Below are 16370 nucleotides of genomic sequence, written 5' to 3' on the forward strand. Positions count from 1 at the left end.
CCTGCGCAAATTCAAGTCCAACACATAGTACAGCGCCGCGGGGACACAAATCCCCGCGGCGCCTGTCAAGCCAATTTGTTATCGGTTGGAGTTTCTGTTGTAGCGAGCCATCAGGTAGAGCAGCTGAATGATCGAGGTGAGCGCTGCGGCAACATAGGTAAGCGCGGCTGCCGTCAGGACCTTCTTGGCACCGTTGACCTGCTTGGAACTCATGCCCGACCGCTCGATGTACGCCACGGCGCGGCGGCTGGCATCAATCTCGACCGGCAGCGTAACCAGCTGGAACAACACACTAAACGAGAAGAAGATCAGCGCGAGGGTCGTGAGTCCCGCGATGTTCATAAACAGGCCCATGAGTAGCACGATGGTCCAGGTGTTCTGGGTAAAGTTGACGACCGGGACCAGGGCAGTGCGCACCTTCATCATGGCATAGCCGCTTTGGCGCTGGGCGGCGTGGCCCGCCTCGTGGCAGGCGACGGCAACGCTTGCGACCGATCCGCCCGAACGGTTGGCATCCGAGAGATACAGGTTGTTATCCTGCGGGTTGTAATGGTCGGTGAGCTCACCGGCGACGCCCTTGATACCCACGGCATTGCAACCGCTGGCGTCGAGCATGCGGCGCGCGACCGCAGCGCCCGTGTCGCCGTCCGAGCGAACCTTGGACCAGGTTTTATACGTCGAGTTGATATAGCTCTGCGCGGCAAGACCGAGCACCGTACAAACAAGGACGACCAGCAGGTACAGCGGGTCGATGCCAAAGCCATAACCATAGTAATAGGGCATGCGAATTCCTCCGAATCGAGTTACACGTTGGAGGCATTCTACCCATTCGACTGACCAGCAAATCAACATCGATGTTTTGGCAATGTCAGTGAAAACGGCCGAGAGCGAGCAAGGTAACGTGAAAGAGAGGCGACGCGTACTTTGGTACGCGAGCGACGATTGAACGTCAGATTGCCGCTCTCGGCCGTTTGCAGCGTCGAGCTGTTACGCGGTTTGGTAAAACCGCGTAACCATATACCTACAGGAGCTCGATTTTGCCGTCCTTCACCGTCAAGCCCATGTTGCCCGAGAGCAGATCGTCCAGGCGCGAGCCCACAAGCTCAAAGCGCCAACCTTCGCGCAAAGGGCTCTGCTCGGGATGCTCAATATAGTCGGCTAGGTCATCGCGCGAGGCAATTACCGAGGTCGCCACGCCCGAACGCTCGGCAACCAGGCGAATGAGCGCGTACATGAGATCCGTCACGCTCTCCAGCTCCGGAGAGATCTGGCGATGTCCGCGCACCATGAGCGGCAGGCGATCGTGCGGGCAGCTCGCGCCGCGTTTGATGGCCATGAGCGCGCCGTCCACATCGCGCTCCCCCAGTTGATCGGTGCCGCGGATGCTGCGGAACTCCTCAACGCGCACAGGATTGCGCTTGACGAGCGCCAGCAGCGTATCGTCGGACATGACCCACTTGCGCGGGATGTTGCGGCGCTCGGCGCGGTCCTCGCGCCAGGCGGCAAGCTCGCGCGCAATGCCCAGCTGATGGCGGCTACACGAGTTGATGCGCTTGACCTTGCGGAATGCCTCATGGCGGTCGGCGCGGTAGTGCGACTCGTCGGCCAGCGGGCGCAACTCGTCGAGCACCCAATCCACACGGCCCAGCTCACGCAGGCGGCTCATCATCTCGGTATAGGCGACGATCAGATACTTGACGTCATCGATCGCGTACTCAATCTGCTTATCGCTCAGCGGGCGGCGCGACCAATCGGTCAGCGACTCGGTCTTGGGCAGCGATACGCCGCAGAACGTCTGAACGAGCGCGCCGTAGGAAATCTGCTGGCGCTCGCCCAAAAAGGCGGCGGCAACCTGCGTGTCAAAAATCGGTCGCGGCAGCGCACCCACGGTGTGGAGCATGACCTCCATATCCTGCGAGCAGGCGTGGAAGACCTTGACCACGCTCTCGTCGGCCATAAGCTCGGCCAGCGGCGATAAGTCGTCGATCACCAAAGGATCGACCGCGACGCTCTCGGCAGGGGTGGCAATCTGAACCAGACACAGGCGCGGATGAAACGTGCGCTCGCGCAAAAACTCGGTATCGACGGCAATCGCGTCGAACTCACGAGCGCGCTGACAAAAGTCGAGTAGAGCCTGATGTGTGGAAATGTACATATCAACCCATCGAATAAGGTTAGGCCCGAAAAACACGGGTAGGATATCGGCATTGCCCTACAACTATACTCGGTTAGTCACAGAACGGGAACGTAAGTATGCGCTGCCTTATCATCCACAACCCGGCATCGGGTCCCAGCTCCGATGAAATCTACGCATTCACGCACGCTCTTGCACAGGGCGGCGACGAGGTCGTAATGCGCTTTATCGGCGATGGCATGGAGCCCGAGGACGCGGTAGCGGACGTTCGTGAGTTCGACCGCGTAGTCGTTTCGGGCGGCGACGGCACCGTCTCCAACGTGCTCGACCAGATGCGCGGGTGCGGTGTCCCTACGCTCATCTTCCCCTCCGGCACGGCCTGCCTGTTCTTTAACAACATCGGTAATGCCCCCGAGGCGGCGGCGCTTGCCAAGGCTTGCCGCGCCGGCCGCACGGTCAAGGTGGACATGGGTGAGCTCTTTTGGATCGACGAGAACGGTAACGAGAAGCGCCACGGCTTTATCATCATCGCCGGCTCGGGCTTCGACGCCGAGATCATGATGAAGGCCGCTCCCACCAAAAACGACATTGGCGAGATCGCCTACTTCCTCTCCGCGCTCGCCACGCCCAACCCCACGGTGGCGCACTTTACCATTGAACACGACGGCATGGTCGAGGAGCTCGACGGCATCTGCTGCATGGCGGGCAATACCTCAGTCATCCAAAACGACATCAACCTGTTCCCCAACTGCCGCATGAACGACGGCATGGTCGACATCGTCGTTATTGAACCCGTGCGCACGGTGCAGCTGCTCCCCACGGTGATCACCGCCGCGCTCGACCCCGCCGGCAAGGTGCTCGGCCGCCCGCAGTTTAAGATTATCCAGACCAAGGAAGCCAAGATTACCTGCACGCCGTCGCTGGGTATGCAGTTCGATGGCGAGATCATCTCCAGCAACTCCGGTGTCTTTGGCGCCCGCGCGCTTCCGCAATGCCTCGACCTCATCGTCGACGAATTCTCACCACTCGGAAAATAGGAGAGCCCCGTGAACGACAACCCTATCCTTGGCTTTATCGTCATCGTTCTGGCCCTGCTCGTGGGCTACGCCATCAACCTGATTCACCGCCGAAAGAAGTAAATCCACATTGGTATGATATTCATCCAATCACCGAGGAGAAGTCCAAGGGCAACAACATGGCCGCCATGGGTGTTGGCGCCATCATCATCGGTGTCTGTGGCTTCGTGATCTATCGTCGCAAGAAGGCCTAAGAACCCCACACCTTAAGGCGCGGGCGGGATGGCCAAGGTCGCCCCCCGCTCAGCCCGCCCCTTCGACCGGCGGGAAACGTCGCTGAAATCTTTCAAAAAAGATTCCCCGCAAACACTTTGCTGTGCTATAGTGCAACGCAACAGAAACAAGGTGCGACTGCGCCATGGCATCACGAAAGGAGCCACCAAGATGAAGAACGCGATGAAGTCCCTCAACAACTGGTGGTGGCGTGATGCGAATACGATCGGTCGACAGTGAGTCCCTCACGCCTGTTTTTGCGCTCTAGGTGATTGAAAGGCCTCCGGTTTCGACCGGGGGCCTTTTTCTATCTCGAGCCCGATCGCATTCGCATCACGCGCCTCCGCTTTTCCCTTGCACTCCCCTTCCGAAAGGATTTTCAACATGTCTCAGAACACCACCGCCCAGCCCCGCACCGTCCAGACCACTGACCGCGGCAAACTCGACCTCAAGGCACTCACTCTCTATGCCATCCTCCTCGCCGCCGGTTTCGTCCTCAACATGACCGTCTCCAAGTTCTTTAGCGGCCTCACCGGAGGCTTCCTCTCGCCCGAGTTCATCATCGCGGCTTTCTGCCTCGAGATTCTCATCGTCAAGCCCAACATCGGCCAATCCGCGATTATCGGCCTCCTCGCCGGCGTGGTAATCCAAATCACCGCCTCCGTCAAGGGCCCCGACCTGATCGCCGAGCCCGTCGCCGCCATGGTCATGGCTCTGCTCGTCTCCGTGCTCGCCGACTCCAAGGTCAAGGGTCTGCTCCCGCTCGTCAGCACCTTTGTTGTCACCTTCATCTCCGGCATGATCTACGCGGCGATCTTCTCCTTTGGCGTCATGAACAACCCGGCTTTCATGGGCGTCATGGCTCCTGTCGTCGTCGCCACCGGTGTTGCCAACGCCATCATCGTGACCGCCCTCTACATCCCCATTAAGAAGGCCCTCAAGCTTAACGACTAAGTAGCTGACAGGCCACACGCAGGCACCGCCGTCTTCAACGCCATCCTGGTCCAGGCCCTCAGCGTTCCGCTCAAGAAGGTCTTCTCCAAGTCCAAGTAGTAATACTTGCTACCATGTAGACCGCCGGTCGTTTTGCGGCCGGTGCTCTTTTACGATAGAAAGGCCCCCATGAGCTCCAGCAATACCATCATCAAGCTCGATGACGTCTCATTTTCCTATGGGCACGAGGCGCAGAATGCCCTCGATCACGTCTCACTCGCCATCGAAAAGGGTGAGTTTGTGGGCGTCATCGGCCCCTCAGGCGCCGGCAAATCGACGCTTGCCGCCGTTATGAGCGGAGCCATCCCCCACCATTACACCGGCCAGCTCTTTGGAGCCACGCTCGTCGATGACCGCGACACCTGCGAGATCACCCTCACGGATATCTCGCGCGTGGTGGGAAGCGTGCTGCAGGACATCGATGCCCAGATGGTTGCGCCCATCGTTGAAGACGAGATGCTCTTTGGCCTCGAGAACTTTGGCATACCGCACGATCAAATCGAGGAGCGCATCAGCCAGACGCTGACGACCGTCGGCATTAGCGACCTGCGCCACCGCGAGATTGCCACGCTTTCGGGCGGGCAGAAGCAGAAAGTCGCAATCGCCGCGATCATCGCCATGGCGCCCAACGTGCTCGTGCTCGACGAGCCCACGGCAGCGCTCGACCCGGCAAGCTCCACGCTCGTTTTTGACACGCTGCGCCAGATCAACCGCGAACACGGCATCACCGTGGTTGTTATCGAGCAGAAGGTCGCGCTGTTGTCGAAATACTGCAGCCGCGTCCTCGTCATGGCAGACGGCAAGCTCGCGTTTGACGGCGAACCCCACCAGGTCTTTGCCCACGCAAGCGAGCTGCGCCAGATGGGCGTCGACAGTCCCCGCGTCGCGCGCATCGCGAACAGCCTGGCAGAAGTGGGTCTGTTGCCGAGCGATCAGGCGCCCTGCCTCAATGTTTCCGAAGCGCACCAGCTTATCTCGTCCTTACTTGCGGATGCAACGAGCAAGGACGCGCCCGCCGATGTGCCCGAGACCTCTCCCCATATCCCGGCGGTCCCCCGCGGCGTCAATCAGGAGCCAGTAGTCGAACTCACCGATGTGACCTTTGCCTACCCCCATGGCGGTGCCTCGGTCAGCAACCTCAACATGTGCGTCTATCCCGGCGAGCTCGTAGGCATCATCGGCCAGAACGGTGCTGGCAAGACCACGCTCACCAAGCTGTTGAACGGCCTTCTGCATCCAGCGTCGGGAACCGTGCGTATGGCGGGGATGAACACCGCCGACGTCCCCACCAGCGCGATCGCTGCAAAATGCGCGACGCTGTTCCAGAACCCCGACCGCCAGCTCTGCCGCGACACCGTACTCGACGAGGTTGCCTTTGGTCTTGAACTGCACGGTGTCGGCACCGACGTGGCCCGCCAGCGTGCACGGGTGGCGGCGGAGCGCTTTGGGCTCCCCTTGGACGAATCGCCGTTCTCGCTTTCGCGCGGACAGCGACAGATGGTCGCCCTAGCGTCCGTGGTTGTGCTCGATCCACAGGTGGTTCTGCTCGATGAGCCCACGAGCGGCCTCGATTACCGCGAGTGCATGACCGTGATGGAGACGGTGAGCGAGATGGCCGAGCGCGGCTGCGCCGTGATCATGGTGTGCCACGACATGGAGGTCGTCTCGGACTTTGCCCAGCGCCTGGTAGTCATGGCAGACGGACGCATCCTCGAGCGCGGCGACGCGAACCGGATCTTCGCCGACGATGCCCTCATGCGCGCCGCCTACGTGGAGCCACCGCAGGTTGTGGCCCTGTCCAAAGAACTCGCGCGCGACGTTTCGCCCCGATTCGCCGGAATCAGTCAGGTCTCCGATCTGGTCGACCTGGTAAAGGAGATGCTCAAGCATGACTAACGTGATCGACTACGTGCCCGGAGACTCACTGCTGCACCGGCTGAACCCCGTGACCAAGCTAGCCCTGGCCGCGGCTATTATCTTGGCGACCTTCCTCGGCGACACTTATATGCTCCTGATCGCCCTGCTTGTGCTGACTTTTATCTTGGGCATCTACGCCAAATCGACCGCAGGCCTAGTCTCGCTCGTCAAGCTCATGGTGCCGCTCTCACTAATCATGCTGGTCCTGCAGACCGCCTTTATCCGCACCGGAGCCCCCATCTTTGCCTGGATTACCACAGATGGTCTTATCACCGGCACCAAGGCGGCGCTTCGCCTGCTCGGCGTGGCGCTGCCGCTCATCCTCATGCTCACCATCACGCAGCTCGGCGATCTCGCTAACGCTTGCGTGGAGGTGCTGCACGTGCCGTACCGCTATGCGTTCACGTTTACCACGGCACTGCGCTTTGTACCGGTCTTTAGCCAGGAGATGAACGCCATCATGGAGGCGCAGACCGCGCGCGGCGTTGAATACGACACCAAGAACCCCCTCAAGAAGATCCAGCTCATGCTACCGCTCTGCGTGCCGCTGCTGGTGAGCTCCGTGGGCAAGACCGATGCCACTGCCCTGGCGGCCGAGCAACGTGGCTTTTATCTGCGTACGCGCGCGAGCTCGTACAAGCGCTATCCCATTAAGGGCATGGACATTGCCATACTTATTGCCAGCATTGCCCTCATCGTCCTCGGATTCTTGTTCTAACCTGCCAAAAAGGGACAGGTTTATTTTGGTCGGTTTTATATGGGCAAATGTCAGTCTCGTCCTTTAAGCTCCAGCACCAAGCAGCAACCGACAAATGCAAAAGGCCTCGGCTCGCACAAACGAGCCGAGGCCTTTACTGTTTTCCCAGATAAAACCTACCAAAATAAACCTGTCCCTTTTTGGCAGGTCGAGAGCTACAGGCGGTAGGGGGCGCCGCTGCGGATGATGGACTCGCGTACCAAAACGTCCATGGCGTCGAGGGTGATCTCGGGCATCTCGCGATACTTTTGCAGCACCGAAAGCTCCGTGCAGGCCAGAATGACGCGGTCGCAGCCGCTGCGGGCAAACTCCCACATCACTCGGTCAAACTTATCCATATCGGGCTCGCGTCCTGCCTTCACATCATCGTAAATAAGCGACATCACATCGGCCTGGCGCTTCTCGCTGGGATAAACGACTTCGACGCCCGCTGCCTCGCACTCGCGACCGTAGACGCCGGCACCCACGGTGCCATCGGTACCCATGATGCCGATCTTGCGCACCGGCTCGGCCGGCATGCTCAAGTTGGGGTCGAACTCACACTCCCCCATCACCACGCCGGCAAGCGCATAGCGCACCGACTCGCGCGGCATATGGATGATGGGGACCGAGGTAAACGACTGAATCTGATCGTAGAAGTAGTGCGACGTGTTGCAGGGAATGGCAATGTGCGCGCAGCCCAGCGTCTCGAGCGCCTGCGCGCATTCCTTCATGGTCGCCAGCAGCTCGGTATGGTCGCCGGTCTTAATGGCCAGCGTGCGGTCGGGCATGGTCGACTTAGAGAGCACCACCATGTCGATATGTTCCTGATCACAGGTAGCAGCCGTGTGACGCACCACCTGGTCGTAGTAATACGACGTGGCCTCGGCGCCCATACCGCCGATAACTCCCAGCTTTTCCATCGCCGCCTCCTTGGTGACGCTCGCACCATTGCGCGTATCATACCCGCGCCCGTCCGATACAAACCGGGCAGGCGCGACGTTCATCCTATTTGTAATACGTCTTAAACAGCTTAAAGTGACGCAGCTTGGTGTGCCACATGCGCAGCCAGCGGTTAAAGACAAAGTCGCCCTTCATAAACGAGGGGTCGGCGGCCTTACCCTCCTTGACCAGGCGATGCGCCTTAGCGCGCAGCTCGGGATCCTTGACGTATTTATCGACCACGCCCATGGGGACAACCATCCACAGCGCCTCGTTCTGCGCCGTCACAAACTCGGGCACAAACGGGCGGTTGTACACATACTCGTCCACTACGTACTTGGCAACGTTAAAGCCACTGTTGGTGACGTAGTAGTTACTGCGGCCCTGGCGAGTGTTGAAGTCGAAGAACTTAAACGAACCGTCGCGCTCGTCATATTTGACGTCAAAGTTGGAGAAGCCCGTAAACTTGAGGTCCTCGAGCAACTTGCGCACGCCGCCCATGAGCTCGTCATTGGGCTCGGTGATGATGCAGGCGTGGTTGCCAACGCCGTGAGGCTGGTGCTCCTCGAGCAGCACGTGGCCCAGGCACATCATGCGCACCTTGCCGTTACGGTCGGAATAGCTGGTAAGCACGCGCATGTACTCGTCGTTGCCGGGCACGCGATCCTGCAGGATCAGATCATCGGTGTAGCCACTCGCGTATACGTCGCGAATGACCTGCTCCAGCTCGGCGCGATCGGCGATCTCGTAGGCCTTCTTCTGGCCCTCGAACTCGTGCTCCCACCACATGATGCCGTCGGAAGGCTTCAGGATCATCGGGAAGGGAAAATCAATCTGGTCGAGCACCTCGGCAGGAGCCTCGCCCCGGGCGTTGAGCATGGCCATGGTAAAGGTAAACGTATGCGGATAGGGAACACCGTGCTTCTCGCACAGCTCGTAGAAGATTTCCTTCTTCTGGCACTGTTCGAGCATGCTGTAGGGCGCATAGGGCGCAATGACGTTTGAGGCGAGCTCGCCGGCATCCTGAGCCTGTGCGGCAAGCGCGACATAGTTGTCGCCGCAGCCCATGAGAATAATCTTCTTATCGGGATTGGCCTGCGCGACACCGTTAATGGTCTCGATCATGACCGGCATGGTGTCGATATCCACATTGGGCGTGTAGTCGATAATCTGGCTGCGGTACGCAGGACCGGTCTGGTACTTGCCAAAGACCAGGCTCTTGACCTGATACTCCTCGTAAAAGGCGCGCGCCACCGAATAGGCGTTGATGTCGCCACCGAGCAGCACGGGGATAAACTCGCGCTCTGTAAACTGCAATGCCATGGAAACTTCCTATCTAGAACTGCCCACGACGGGCGGTCTTTATGCAACCTGTTTATTTTAGCGTGCCGGACCGTTTCCACCTAAAGCTCCACTGTATCTATGACAATCAACGCAATTATCCAGCATGAAGGCCGCGCTCACCGCCGTATGACAAACGGTAATGAACCCACCGTTGTTGTAGGGTTCAGCATATTGATACCCCCGAGTGAAAGGCGCACGCGTGATCCAGGAACTTCCAACCGATAACCCCATCCTCGATGCCGCAAAACGCGAGTTGGCGCAGCGCGAGCAAGCGACTGCTCCTCTGCGCACCGCAAACGACGCTTACGACGGTGCCGCCTACATCACCTCCATCGATACATCGGCGCACAAAGGCACGCGCAAGACGCCCGTCGCCGGCGGACACGATACCGCCATCGATCAGTTTGGCCTCGTCTCCGATGCCCACGCCGGGGACAACATCGGGGTAATCAAACTCGGCGACGGCACCTGTTCGTTCACCCCCGCCCAGGCGCTCAACGAAGTAGGGCAAGCTCGCCGCAATGGGGCCTTATAGCCACAAACCCCAACGTTGAGATAGCCTTCACAGTCCAAAGCCCGTCCCAAACAGGCCCCCGTAACGTTAAAGTTGAACTCTATGGTTTCTCAACAATTCGATATAACTGCAGGTCAAAGCCAAAGTCTCAAGTTCAACTTGACCCTTTAAAACCTTTAAGGTTCAAGTTGAGGTCGAAAGCAGTAGTAGAATACCTGAGGAACAATAACCTACGATTGATTGCAGAGGGACTGGATGCAGCATTCGAATCATCGCACCGCAGCGCTCATCGCGTCGAAGCCGGCTCGTATCATCACGAGCGCCGCGCTCGCCGTTGCGTTGACGGCCACGCCGATGCTCTCCCCCGTCGCGGCGTATGCCGCCTCGCAGGCAACGCAGGATCAGCTTGCCGCCGCCCAGCAGAAGATCGAAGCCGCCACGAGCGCCTACAACGATGCCCGCACCAAGCTCGGCGATCTGCAGAAGCAGATCGACTCCAATGAGGCGAACATCGATAAGATTGAGGCCGAGTTACCCGAACAGCAGGCCAAGGCAAGCTCCGCCATGCGCGATCTGTATAAGTACCAGAAGGGCACCAACCCCATCGTGAGCTTCCTGGTCAACGCACAGAGCCTGGGTGAGTTCATCACGACCTGCAAATACACCAACCAGATCACGAGCTCGAGCGTCGACGAGATCGAAGAGCTCAATAACATGCAAACCGAACTCGAGCAGAACAAGGCCGAGCTCCAGCAGGCCAAGTCTCAGCTTGAGGCAGAGCAGAAAAACGCCGAGGATGCGCTGGCGCAGGCCCAGCAGCTCCGCAGCGAGGCACAGGCAAAAGCCGAGCAGGAAAATGCCGCCGAGCTTGCCAAGCTTGAGGCCGATAAGGCCGCTGCCGCCGAGAAGCTCTCGGGCGAGGGCGTGAGCGGCAGCAATTCCAGCAGCCAGGCCACCAACGCCAACACCACCATCGACACCACGGTGAACAACGCCAACACCGGTAGTTCCGATTACGATTCGTTCATTAATGAGTGGACGAGCCGCATCGACAATTACCTCGCCGGCTCCCCTATGGCAGGCCAGGGCTATAACTTTGCCGTCGCCGCTTGGAATACCGGTGTCGACCCCCGTTGGTCCCCCGCCATCGCCTGCATCGAGAGCACCAAGGGTGCTTATTGCGCCAATTCTTACAACGCCTGGGGCTGGAGTGCACGTGGCGGCGGTTGGCGCAGCTTTGGCAGCTGGAGCGAGGGCATCTTCGCTCACGTTGCCTATCTGGGCGCCAACTACGGCTCCACCCTTACCCCGGCTGCGGCCAAAAAGTACTGCCCACCCACGTGGCAGGACTGGTACAACAAAGTCGCCGCTCAGATGAACCGCATCTAAGTGCAACTGCAAAGGGCCCCAATGGGGCCCTTTTCTTTTAGGTAGCGGAGGTATCGACGACGCCGGTCGCATTGGCAACCGCGACTATGACGATCATGCATAGGAGCAGCACACCCAATGCCTTGAGCCAGAGTTTCGCGAGTTTCTTGCCGCGATAGCTGTCGAGCAGTGCGAATCGCCGACGTAGACGGCGCTTATCGAGCACCGCAAAATGCATAAGCGCCATAAGGCCATCGACAAAGAAAAAATACTCGATTATGAGAAGCCACGTCGGGTAGCTTTGGTTTGCTCCCGTGGGTTGAAAGACGGCAAAGTGACTTCCGGCAAAGAACACAAGCAGCGAGAAGCAGACGAGCGTATTCCAAATGCGCCCCAGGGACTCCGGAACGCGAGAGAGCAGACCGCATGCAGCGGAGGTGGCAGGCCTAGGAAGCCTTGCGGGGTTCTGGAGCCCTTGGGGCGTCAACAACGTCTCCGAGGCCGGAGTACGGACAGGCGCAGGCGCAGGAGGCCGCACGGGGCGACTCAGATCGTATGCCGCGCGCGTCGCCCGTCCCAACGCTTCCGCACTCGCAAAGCGCTTGGCCGGATCGAGCGCCATCGCCATGCAAACGACATCGGCCAATGGGCCGGGAACGCCGCATGCCTCGCATTGCTCGCGCATGTCGAGCCCTGGTTTAGGGTCGACTCCCGTCAAGCAGAAGAACAACAGGGCGCCAAGTGCGTAGACGTCGCTTCGCACGCTCGTCTGCCCAAACCCATACTGCTCGGGCGGCGCATAGGGCCGTGTCCCAAACTTGACAGTATCGGCATCGGCGCCATCGCGCCACACGCGCGCGATCCCCAAGTCGATAATCACCAGCGATGAAAACGTCAGGCCGTCATCAGGCGTATAGTTGGCACCTGCCACGATGATATTCGACGGCTTGAGGTCGCGATGGATCACCGGCGCCGAAGCCTCCCCCGCCATTGCAAAACCGGCATGGAGCTCGCCCACGGCGTCGCAAAGGACAGGATACAATTCACGCGCATAATCGGGAGCGGATCCCAGACGGTCCACCAGTGCCCCGAGTGTCTCCCCTTCGATGTATTCCATAACCACGTTGAGCTCGTCGCCCGAACGACGACAATCGACGATTCTGGGCAGGTGCTCAAAACGCCTGCCTGCCCGCTGAGCGGCAAACAGACGCTCGTATGCCCCGCCGATTTGAGCCGAAGCATCGATGCGTTTACGGACAAAGGGACCGAGCGAACCACCGCCGGCTCCTTCAAAGTACACGAGCTCGGTTGTTTCAACGGACGAGCGCTTAAGTACACGCTCCACGCGATAGCTGTCGTCGCGATCGAGCGACGCCAGGTGCTCGGCAAGCGCTGCGGTCAGCTCGTCATTGGAATATGTTGGGGCCTGAGTATCCATAGCCTCCATCATAGCGCAGGGCGCAGACACCCCATCGCATCCGCGCCCCGTTCGTTTGCATCGTTGTTCGACAGCTCCGCCGGCTCAGATATCAGCGGCTAATTCACCGTCTCCTCGCCAAAGCGATACAGCTCCTCGTTGACCTTTTGGAGGCTGCACCCGCGATCGATGCAAAAGATGATAATCGCATCGCGGCGGTCCTTGCAGTTAAGGACGCTTACCCCGGCAGCCGTCAGCGCACGGTTGGTCTCTTTGAGCGTCAGCGCCATCGCAAAGGCAATCTGCAGCACCTTATTGCGACTCGGATGACGCACACCGGTAAAGATCTGATAGCCAAAGGTCTCATTGAGATCGGCCATACGAACCACGCGCGAGCGCTCCAAGCCCTTTTCCTGCAGTAGCTGCTTCAGGTAATCCGAAAGCGACGGGGCGGCAAAGTCGTGCTCCCTGATATAGCCATCAATGTTCGGCGCATCGAGAAGCTCATTGAGCAACTCCTCGGTCAGCTTTTTATCGGGCATACGACTTCACCTCCCATCCGGCGCAACGGTAGCGACATGCTAGGCCAGCACCCAGCTTGCAGTGGCAGACTTATCAAACATGTTGGCAAAATACAGTGCCTTCTTGATATCGCCATCAAAGTAGATATTGCCCGCCACGGAGCCACCGGCGGAAAGGGTACCAGACTGCAGCTCATCGGAGCCCTCGCTGTAGTAACCCTGATTCTGTTGGGCGCCGTTGGCGTCCTCGCCCTTCCAGTCGTAGACATTGTAATCTGCGCCCTCATCGCCATTGTTGACGTACGTGACGTGAATGCCCGTCATAGTCGAACCGTCATAATTTGTAAGGCCGGGCTGGACGGAATCGACAACGACGGAAAGACCGGCAGCCGTGGTCACCGTCGTGCCAACCGCCAGGTCAGTCGTAGGCTGCTCTTCCTTCTTCGCCTCTTCCTTCTTGTCGCCATCGCCAGCGTCCTCGGTGACGGTCGCCTTATCGCTACCACAACCGGCAAGAAGACCGGCAGTCCCCAAGGCGACGGTGGCGAATGCGCCAAGTGCAGCGCGACGGCTCAGCAGCACTTCGTTTTCGAGCTTTTTCATTATGCATCCTTCCTACGATCCGGCTACCGCGCCGGTACACAGCACATCGTAGGAAGGATTAAACTTGAATTCATTAGCTGAGAGCTAAGGTTGCCATATAGAAGAGCATGAAGCGCGTGTCCATCGCCGATGACACCTCGAGGCTTGCCAACATCGATTTGAACTACTGGTTCTACGCCTGCAGCGCCTTGCCTCGATTTCCGACATGGCGAACCTGCACGGCGTGGTCCATACGGACGACGACGCTCTCGAGCATGCCCTGCACGCTCGATGCTCGCACGAGCTCGACAGAATCCTGGTAGATGCGGGCTGAGAACCGCCCAAGGGTCGCATGGGCCCGACCACATCCAACAACCACAAGGCCATCGTGGGCGGCAATGACACGGCCTGCGGCTCAAAGCAGACGATGGGCGCGATACGCCGCGACGACGGCGAGGGGCAGGCGGGTTAGCTGACGGCTGGATGAGGCTTGGAACTGAACCAAATAGCACCCCTGACGGCTGCGCAGACGTCTTTCCTGCGCTGCTGCCAGGAATGAGTGCGCCGCCCCAGCGTTGCAGGCTAGGCGTTGGGCGTAATGGCGCGTAGCAAGAACCGGCCTACCCCTCATTGAGATATTGCCTTCGGTCGGCCATGTGCTTTCCGGCGAGGGAACTTCCATGACGCAGTCCGTCCGAAATCGTCTCTTGGAAATAGTCGTCTTTCTCATCGCAGAGATTCTCGAGCTCCACCACTCGCGATGCCAAACGGTCTGAGACCTCGCGCTCTATTACGAGGTCGTCTGACAGCTGAGCGTTTTCTTCCGTCAGCCGAGTATTCTTTTCCAGCAGCTGATCTTTCTCATGCGAGTTGTTGGCAACGTAGGCGACAGCCCCAATGGCAGCCGCCCAGGCGACAATCCCCTTCTTATGTTCTTTGACGAATTGGACGGCTTTCGCTGCGCGCTCCTTAACGATATCGGGAATGGCTTCCACCTTTTCTCGGGTGGCCTGCATGAGAGGCTTCTTTTCCGCATCGTCAAGCTCAAGGTCGGTTTCCGTCAGCGTTGTCTTCACGCTCTCTTCCTGCTGCTCGTCCTTGAACTCGAACTCTTCCATTTCAGCCTCCATTCCTTCCTCTTTGGCGTATTTTACCCCGTGCTTTAGGCCGATTACTCAGTTGCCAGCTGATTTGTGACCACAGCGGATAATGCAATCGCAAGTTGACCTATGTCCTGCCAGGAGATCCAGTGGAGTCTATTGCAGTGACGCTCATCGGCGTCACTGTAACACCGATCGGAGTGGTCGAGTCCAACTCGCGCAGCCGCGCGGTTATGGAGCTCAAGATCGACGAGCTCACATCGAGCGAGCCTACAAACTCGAGCAGGAAATGGCCGTGGTCAGGCTCGACGTTGACGCGCTTTTGCGATGGGCTGGCATGGGGGCTGGCGATTGCGGCCTGCATCCCCGTGTTGCTGGCGGCGGTGCTCTCGCGCCAAACGCTTGCGCATTCGGATTGCTACACAACGAATGAAACTTGTTGATGCGGGGCGCGGTTCATTCAGGGTCCGCCCCCTAGCTTCATCCTCAAGAAGCTCGTCGAAGCCTACCCCACCGTTACGGATTCCCCGGTAAAGGCACTGATCATCAACAGGACAAAGAACACCAGGTAGCTGACACTCAGCGGGTACGCAATAATCAGGAAGACGACCCCCGCCGACATTGGTTTTGCCGTCGGCATGGCGTTGCTCGCGATTGCGGCAGAGCCAAATCGTCACGCCAATGGCCACGATCAGCAACACGAGTGCCGCTGCCGCCAACCCGGCAAGCGCAAACATAACGCCAATGCTCACAGCAATAACCGGAAGCAACAACAAGCCGCATCCACACCCACCGGGACTATAAACGGCAGACTGTCGGCGTCGCCCCATCGTCACTTCAACCTCAACATCTTTGAACACTACAATGCGATAGCCTGCTGAACAGGAACGATCTTATCCAGTTCCGGCTCGATGCGCCTCTTTTCCGCCTCGAGGTCAAACGCTATCTGGGCGCGCAGCCAATAACCATCCGTTAGGCCAAAGTAGCGGCAAAGGCGAAGATCGGTGTCAGCCGTAACACGACGCCTCCCCAAAATAATCTGCCCAATACGCTGTGCCGGAATCCCGGTCTCCTTAGCAAGACGATATTGAGAAATGCCCATAGGAACAAGAAATTCCTCTTTGAGAAGTTCACCAGGAGTCACCGGTAACAGCAAATCGGGCGCGGTCTCATCACTTGTGATAATCGACGATTTCGACATTCCAAGCCATCCCCTGTCTCCACTCAAAGCAGACCCGATAGCGCTCATTAACACGGATACTATATTGGCCGGCGCGATCGCCCTTCAACGCTTCAAGACGATTGCCCGGAGGAACGCGAAGGTCATCAAGTGAATCACAAACCTGCAGTTGACGAATCTTCCTCAATGCGACCCGCTCAAAGGGCACGAACCTCCTGACCCGCACACCCATTGCAAAACGTTCGGTATCCTCATCTTTGTACGATGCAATCATAGTATCGCCTTACGTTAATAACGTCAAACGTTTCTACAGACATACATCTCTATTATACC

General features: G+C 58.7%; 19 protein-coding genes. 9 read left to right on the plus strand and 10 right to left on the minus strand.

All coding sequences use genetic code 11. The features are described 5' to 3' along the window. Nucleotides 1-78: 78 nt before the first annotated feature. Together ACTNDJ_RS00095 and rnd are read right to left on the minus strand one after the other, a co-directional pair. Nucleotides 79-783, minus strand: a complete 705-nt coding sequence (locus ACTNDJ_RS00095; RefSeq protein WP_154517280.1) for a zinc metallopeptidase — start codon at nt 781-783, stop codon at nt 79-81. A gap of 238 nt (nt 784-1021) precedes the next feature. Next, on the minus strand, nt 1022-2155 hold the full coding sequence (gene rnd, locus ACTNDJ_RS00100) for a ribonuclease D (RefSeq protein ID WP_154517283.1): 1134 nt from the start codon (nt 2153-2155) through the stop codon (nt 1022-1024). A 98-nt stretch (nt 2156-2253) separates the two neighbouring features. Here rnd and ACTNDJ_RS00105 point away from each other — a divergent pair, with 98 nt between their 5' ends. From ACTNDJ_RS00105 to ACTNDJ_RS00125, 5 genes are all read left to right on the plus strand, one after another. Further along, nucleotides 2254-3171 (plus strand): diacylglycerol/lipid kinase family protein, encoded by a 918-nt coding sequence (locus tag ACTNDJ_RS00105; protein ID WP_427727874.1) that lies wholly within the window; start codon nt 2254-2256, stop codon nt 3169-3171. Between the two features lie 261 nt (nt 3172-3432). Then, nucleotides 3433-3663: a hypothetical protein gene (locus ACTNDJ_RS00110; protein WP_441015732.1), complete on the plus strand. Its 231-nt coding sequence runs from the start codon at nt 3433-3435 to the stop codon at nt 3661-3663. 144 nt (nt 3664-3807) lie between these two features. Then, on the plus strand, nt 3808-4377 hold the full coding sequence (locus ACTNDJ_RS00115; protein WP_427794869.1) for a tryptophan transporter: 570 nt from the start codon (nt 3808-3810) through the stop codon (nt 4375-4377). A gap of 168 nt (nt 4378-4545) precedes the next feature. Further along, on the plus strand, nt 4546-6312 hold the full coding sequence (locus ACTNDJ_RS00120) for an ABC transporter ATP-binding protein (protein WP_441083167.1): 1767 nt from the start codon (nt 4546-4548) through the stop codon (nt 6310-6312). Further along, nucleotides 6305-7051: an energy-coupling factor transporter transmembrane component T family protein gene (locus ACTNDJ_RS00125; protein ID WP_441083168.1), complete on the plus strand. Its 747-nt coding sequence runs from the start codon at nt 6305-6307 to the stop codon at nt 7049-7051. The genes ACTNDJ_RS00120 and ACTNDJ_RS00125 overlap by 8 nt, the downstream gene beginning before the upstream one ends. A gap of 194 nt (nt 7052-7245) precedes the next feature. Here ACTNDJ_RS00125 and ACTNDJ_RS00130 read toward each other — a convergent pair whose 3' ends face one another. Together ACTNDJ_RS00130 and ACTNDJ_RS00135 are read right to left on the minus strand one after the other, a co-directional pair. Beyond that, nucleotides 7246-7992, minus strand: a complete 747-nt coding sequence (locus tag ACTNDJ_RS00130; RefSeq protein ID WP_441063794.1) for an aspartate/glutamate racemase family protein — start codon at nt 7990-7992, stop codon at nt 7246-7248. Between the two features lie 85 nt (nt 7993-8077). Then, complete coding sequence (locus tag ACTNDJ_RS00135) at nt 8078-9334, minus strand: carboxylate--amine ligase (RefSeq protein ID WP_441063792.1); 1257 nt, start codon at nt 9332-9334, stop codon at nt 8078-8080. Nucleotides 9335-9554: 220 nt separating this feature from the next. Between ACTNDJ_RS00135 and ACTNDJ_RS00140 the strand changes: the two genes are divergently transcribed. Then, complete coding sequence (locus ACTNDJ_RS00140) at nt 9555-9890, plus strand: hypothetical protein (protein ID WP_441063790.1); 336 nt, start codon at nt 9555-9557, stop codon at nt 9888-9890. A 234-nt stretch (nt 9891-10124) separates the two neighbouring features. After that, nucleotides 10125-11258, plus strand: coding sequence for a coiled-coil domain-containing protein (locus ACTNDJ_RS00145; protein ID WP_441063789.1), 1134 nt, complete (start codon nt 10125-10127; stop codon nt 11256-11258). 37 nt (nt 11259-11295) lie between these two features. Here ACTNDJ_RS00145 and ACTNDJ_RS00150 read toward each other — a convergent pair whose 3' ends face one another. The 3 genes from ACTNDJ_RS00150 to ACTNDJ_RS00160 all read right to left on the minus strand — a co-directional run bounded on the left by ACTNDJ_RS00150 (nt 11296) and on the right by ACTNDJ_RS00160 (nt 13778). Further along, nucleotides 11296-12675 carry a serine/threonine protein kinase gene (locus ACTNDJ_RS00150; RefSeq protein ID WP_441063787.1) on the minus strand — a complete coding sequence of 460 codons (1380 nt, stop codon included), beginning with the start codon at nt 12673-12675 and terminating at the stop codon, nt 11296-11298. Between the two features lie 98 nt (nt 12676-12773). Next, nucleotides 12774-13196, minus strand: coding sequence for an XRE family transcriptional regulator (locus ACTNDJ_RS00155; RefSeq protein WP_441063786.1), 423 nt, complete (start codon nt 13194-13196; stop codon nt 12774-12776). Nucleotides 13197-13235: 39 nt separating this feature from the next. After that, nucleotides 13236-13778: a DUF4352 domain-containing protein gene (locus ACTNDJ_RS00160; RefSeq protein WP_427795827.1), complete on the minus strand. Its 543-nt coding sequence runs from the start codon at nt 13776-13778 to the stop codon at nt 13236-13238. A 107-nt stretch (nt 13779-13885) separates the two neighbouring features. Between ACTNDJ_RS00160 and ACTNDJ_RS00165 the strand changes: the two genes are divergently transcribed. Beyond that, entirely contained in the window at nt 13886-14080 is a 195-nt protein-coding gene (locus ACTNDJ_RS00165; RefSeq protein WP_441063785.1) for a hypothetical protein, read from the plus strand. Nucleotides 14081-14377: 297 nt separating this feature from the next. On the opposite strand, the gene ACTNDJ_RS00170 is transcribed toward ACTNDJ_RS00165, so the two are convergent. Then, on the minus strand, nt 14378-14875 hold the full coding sequence (locus tag ACTNDJ_RS00170; RefSeq protein WP_441063784.1) for a hypothetical protein: 498 nt from the start codon (nt 14873-14875) through the stop codon (nt 14378-14380). A 131-nt stretch (nt 14876-15006) separates the two neighbouring features. Between ACTNDJ_RS00170 and ACTNDJ_RS00175 the strand changes: the two genes are divergently transcribed. Further along, nucleotides 15007-15300, plus strand: coding sequence for a hypothetical protein (locus ACTNDJ_RS00175; RefSeq protein ID WP_441040960.1), 294 nt, complete (start codon nt 15007-15009; stop codon nt 15298-15300). A 416-nt stretch (nt 15301-15716) separates the two neighbouring features. Here the strand turns inward: ACTNDJ_RS00175 and ACTNDJ_RS00180 are convergent, their stop codons facing one another. Together ACTNDJ_RS00180 and ACTNDJ_RS00185 are read right to left on the minus strand one after the other, a co-directional pair. Next, nucleotides 15717-16058, minus strand: coding sequence for a HigA family addiction module antitoxin (locus ACTNDJ_RS00180; protein WP_441063782.1), 342 nt, complete (start codon nt 16056-16058; stop codon nt 15717-15719). After that, on the minus strand, nt 16030-16311 hold the full coding sequence (locus ACTNDJ_RS00185; RefSeq protein WP_441063780.1) for a type II toxin-antitoxin system RelE/ParE family toxin: 282 nt from the start codon (nt 16309-16311) through the stop codon (nt 16030-16032). The genes ACTNDJ_RS00180 and ACTNDJ_RS00185 overlap by 29 nt, the downstream gene beginning before the upstream one ends. Nucleotides 16312-16370 lie beyond the last annotated feature (59 nt).

It is taken from the genome of Collinsella sp. HCP3S3_D1 (assembly GCF_052064015.1).
Classification (GTDB): Bacteria; Actinomycetota; Coriobacteriia; order Coriobacteriales; family Coriobacteriaceae; genus Collinsella.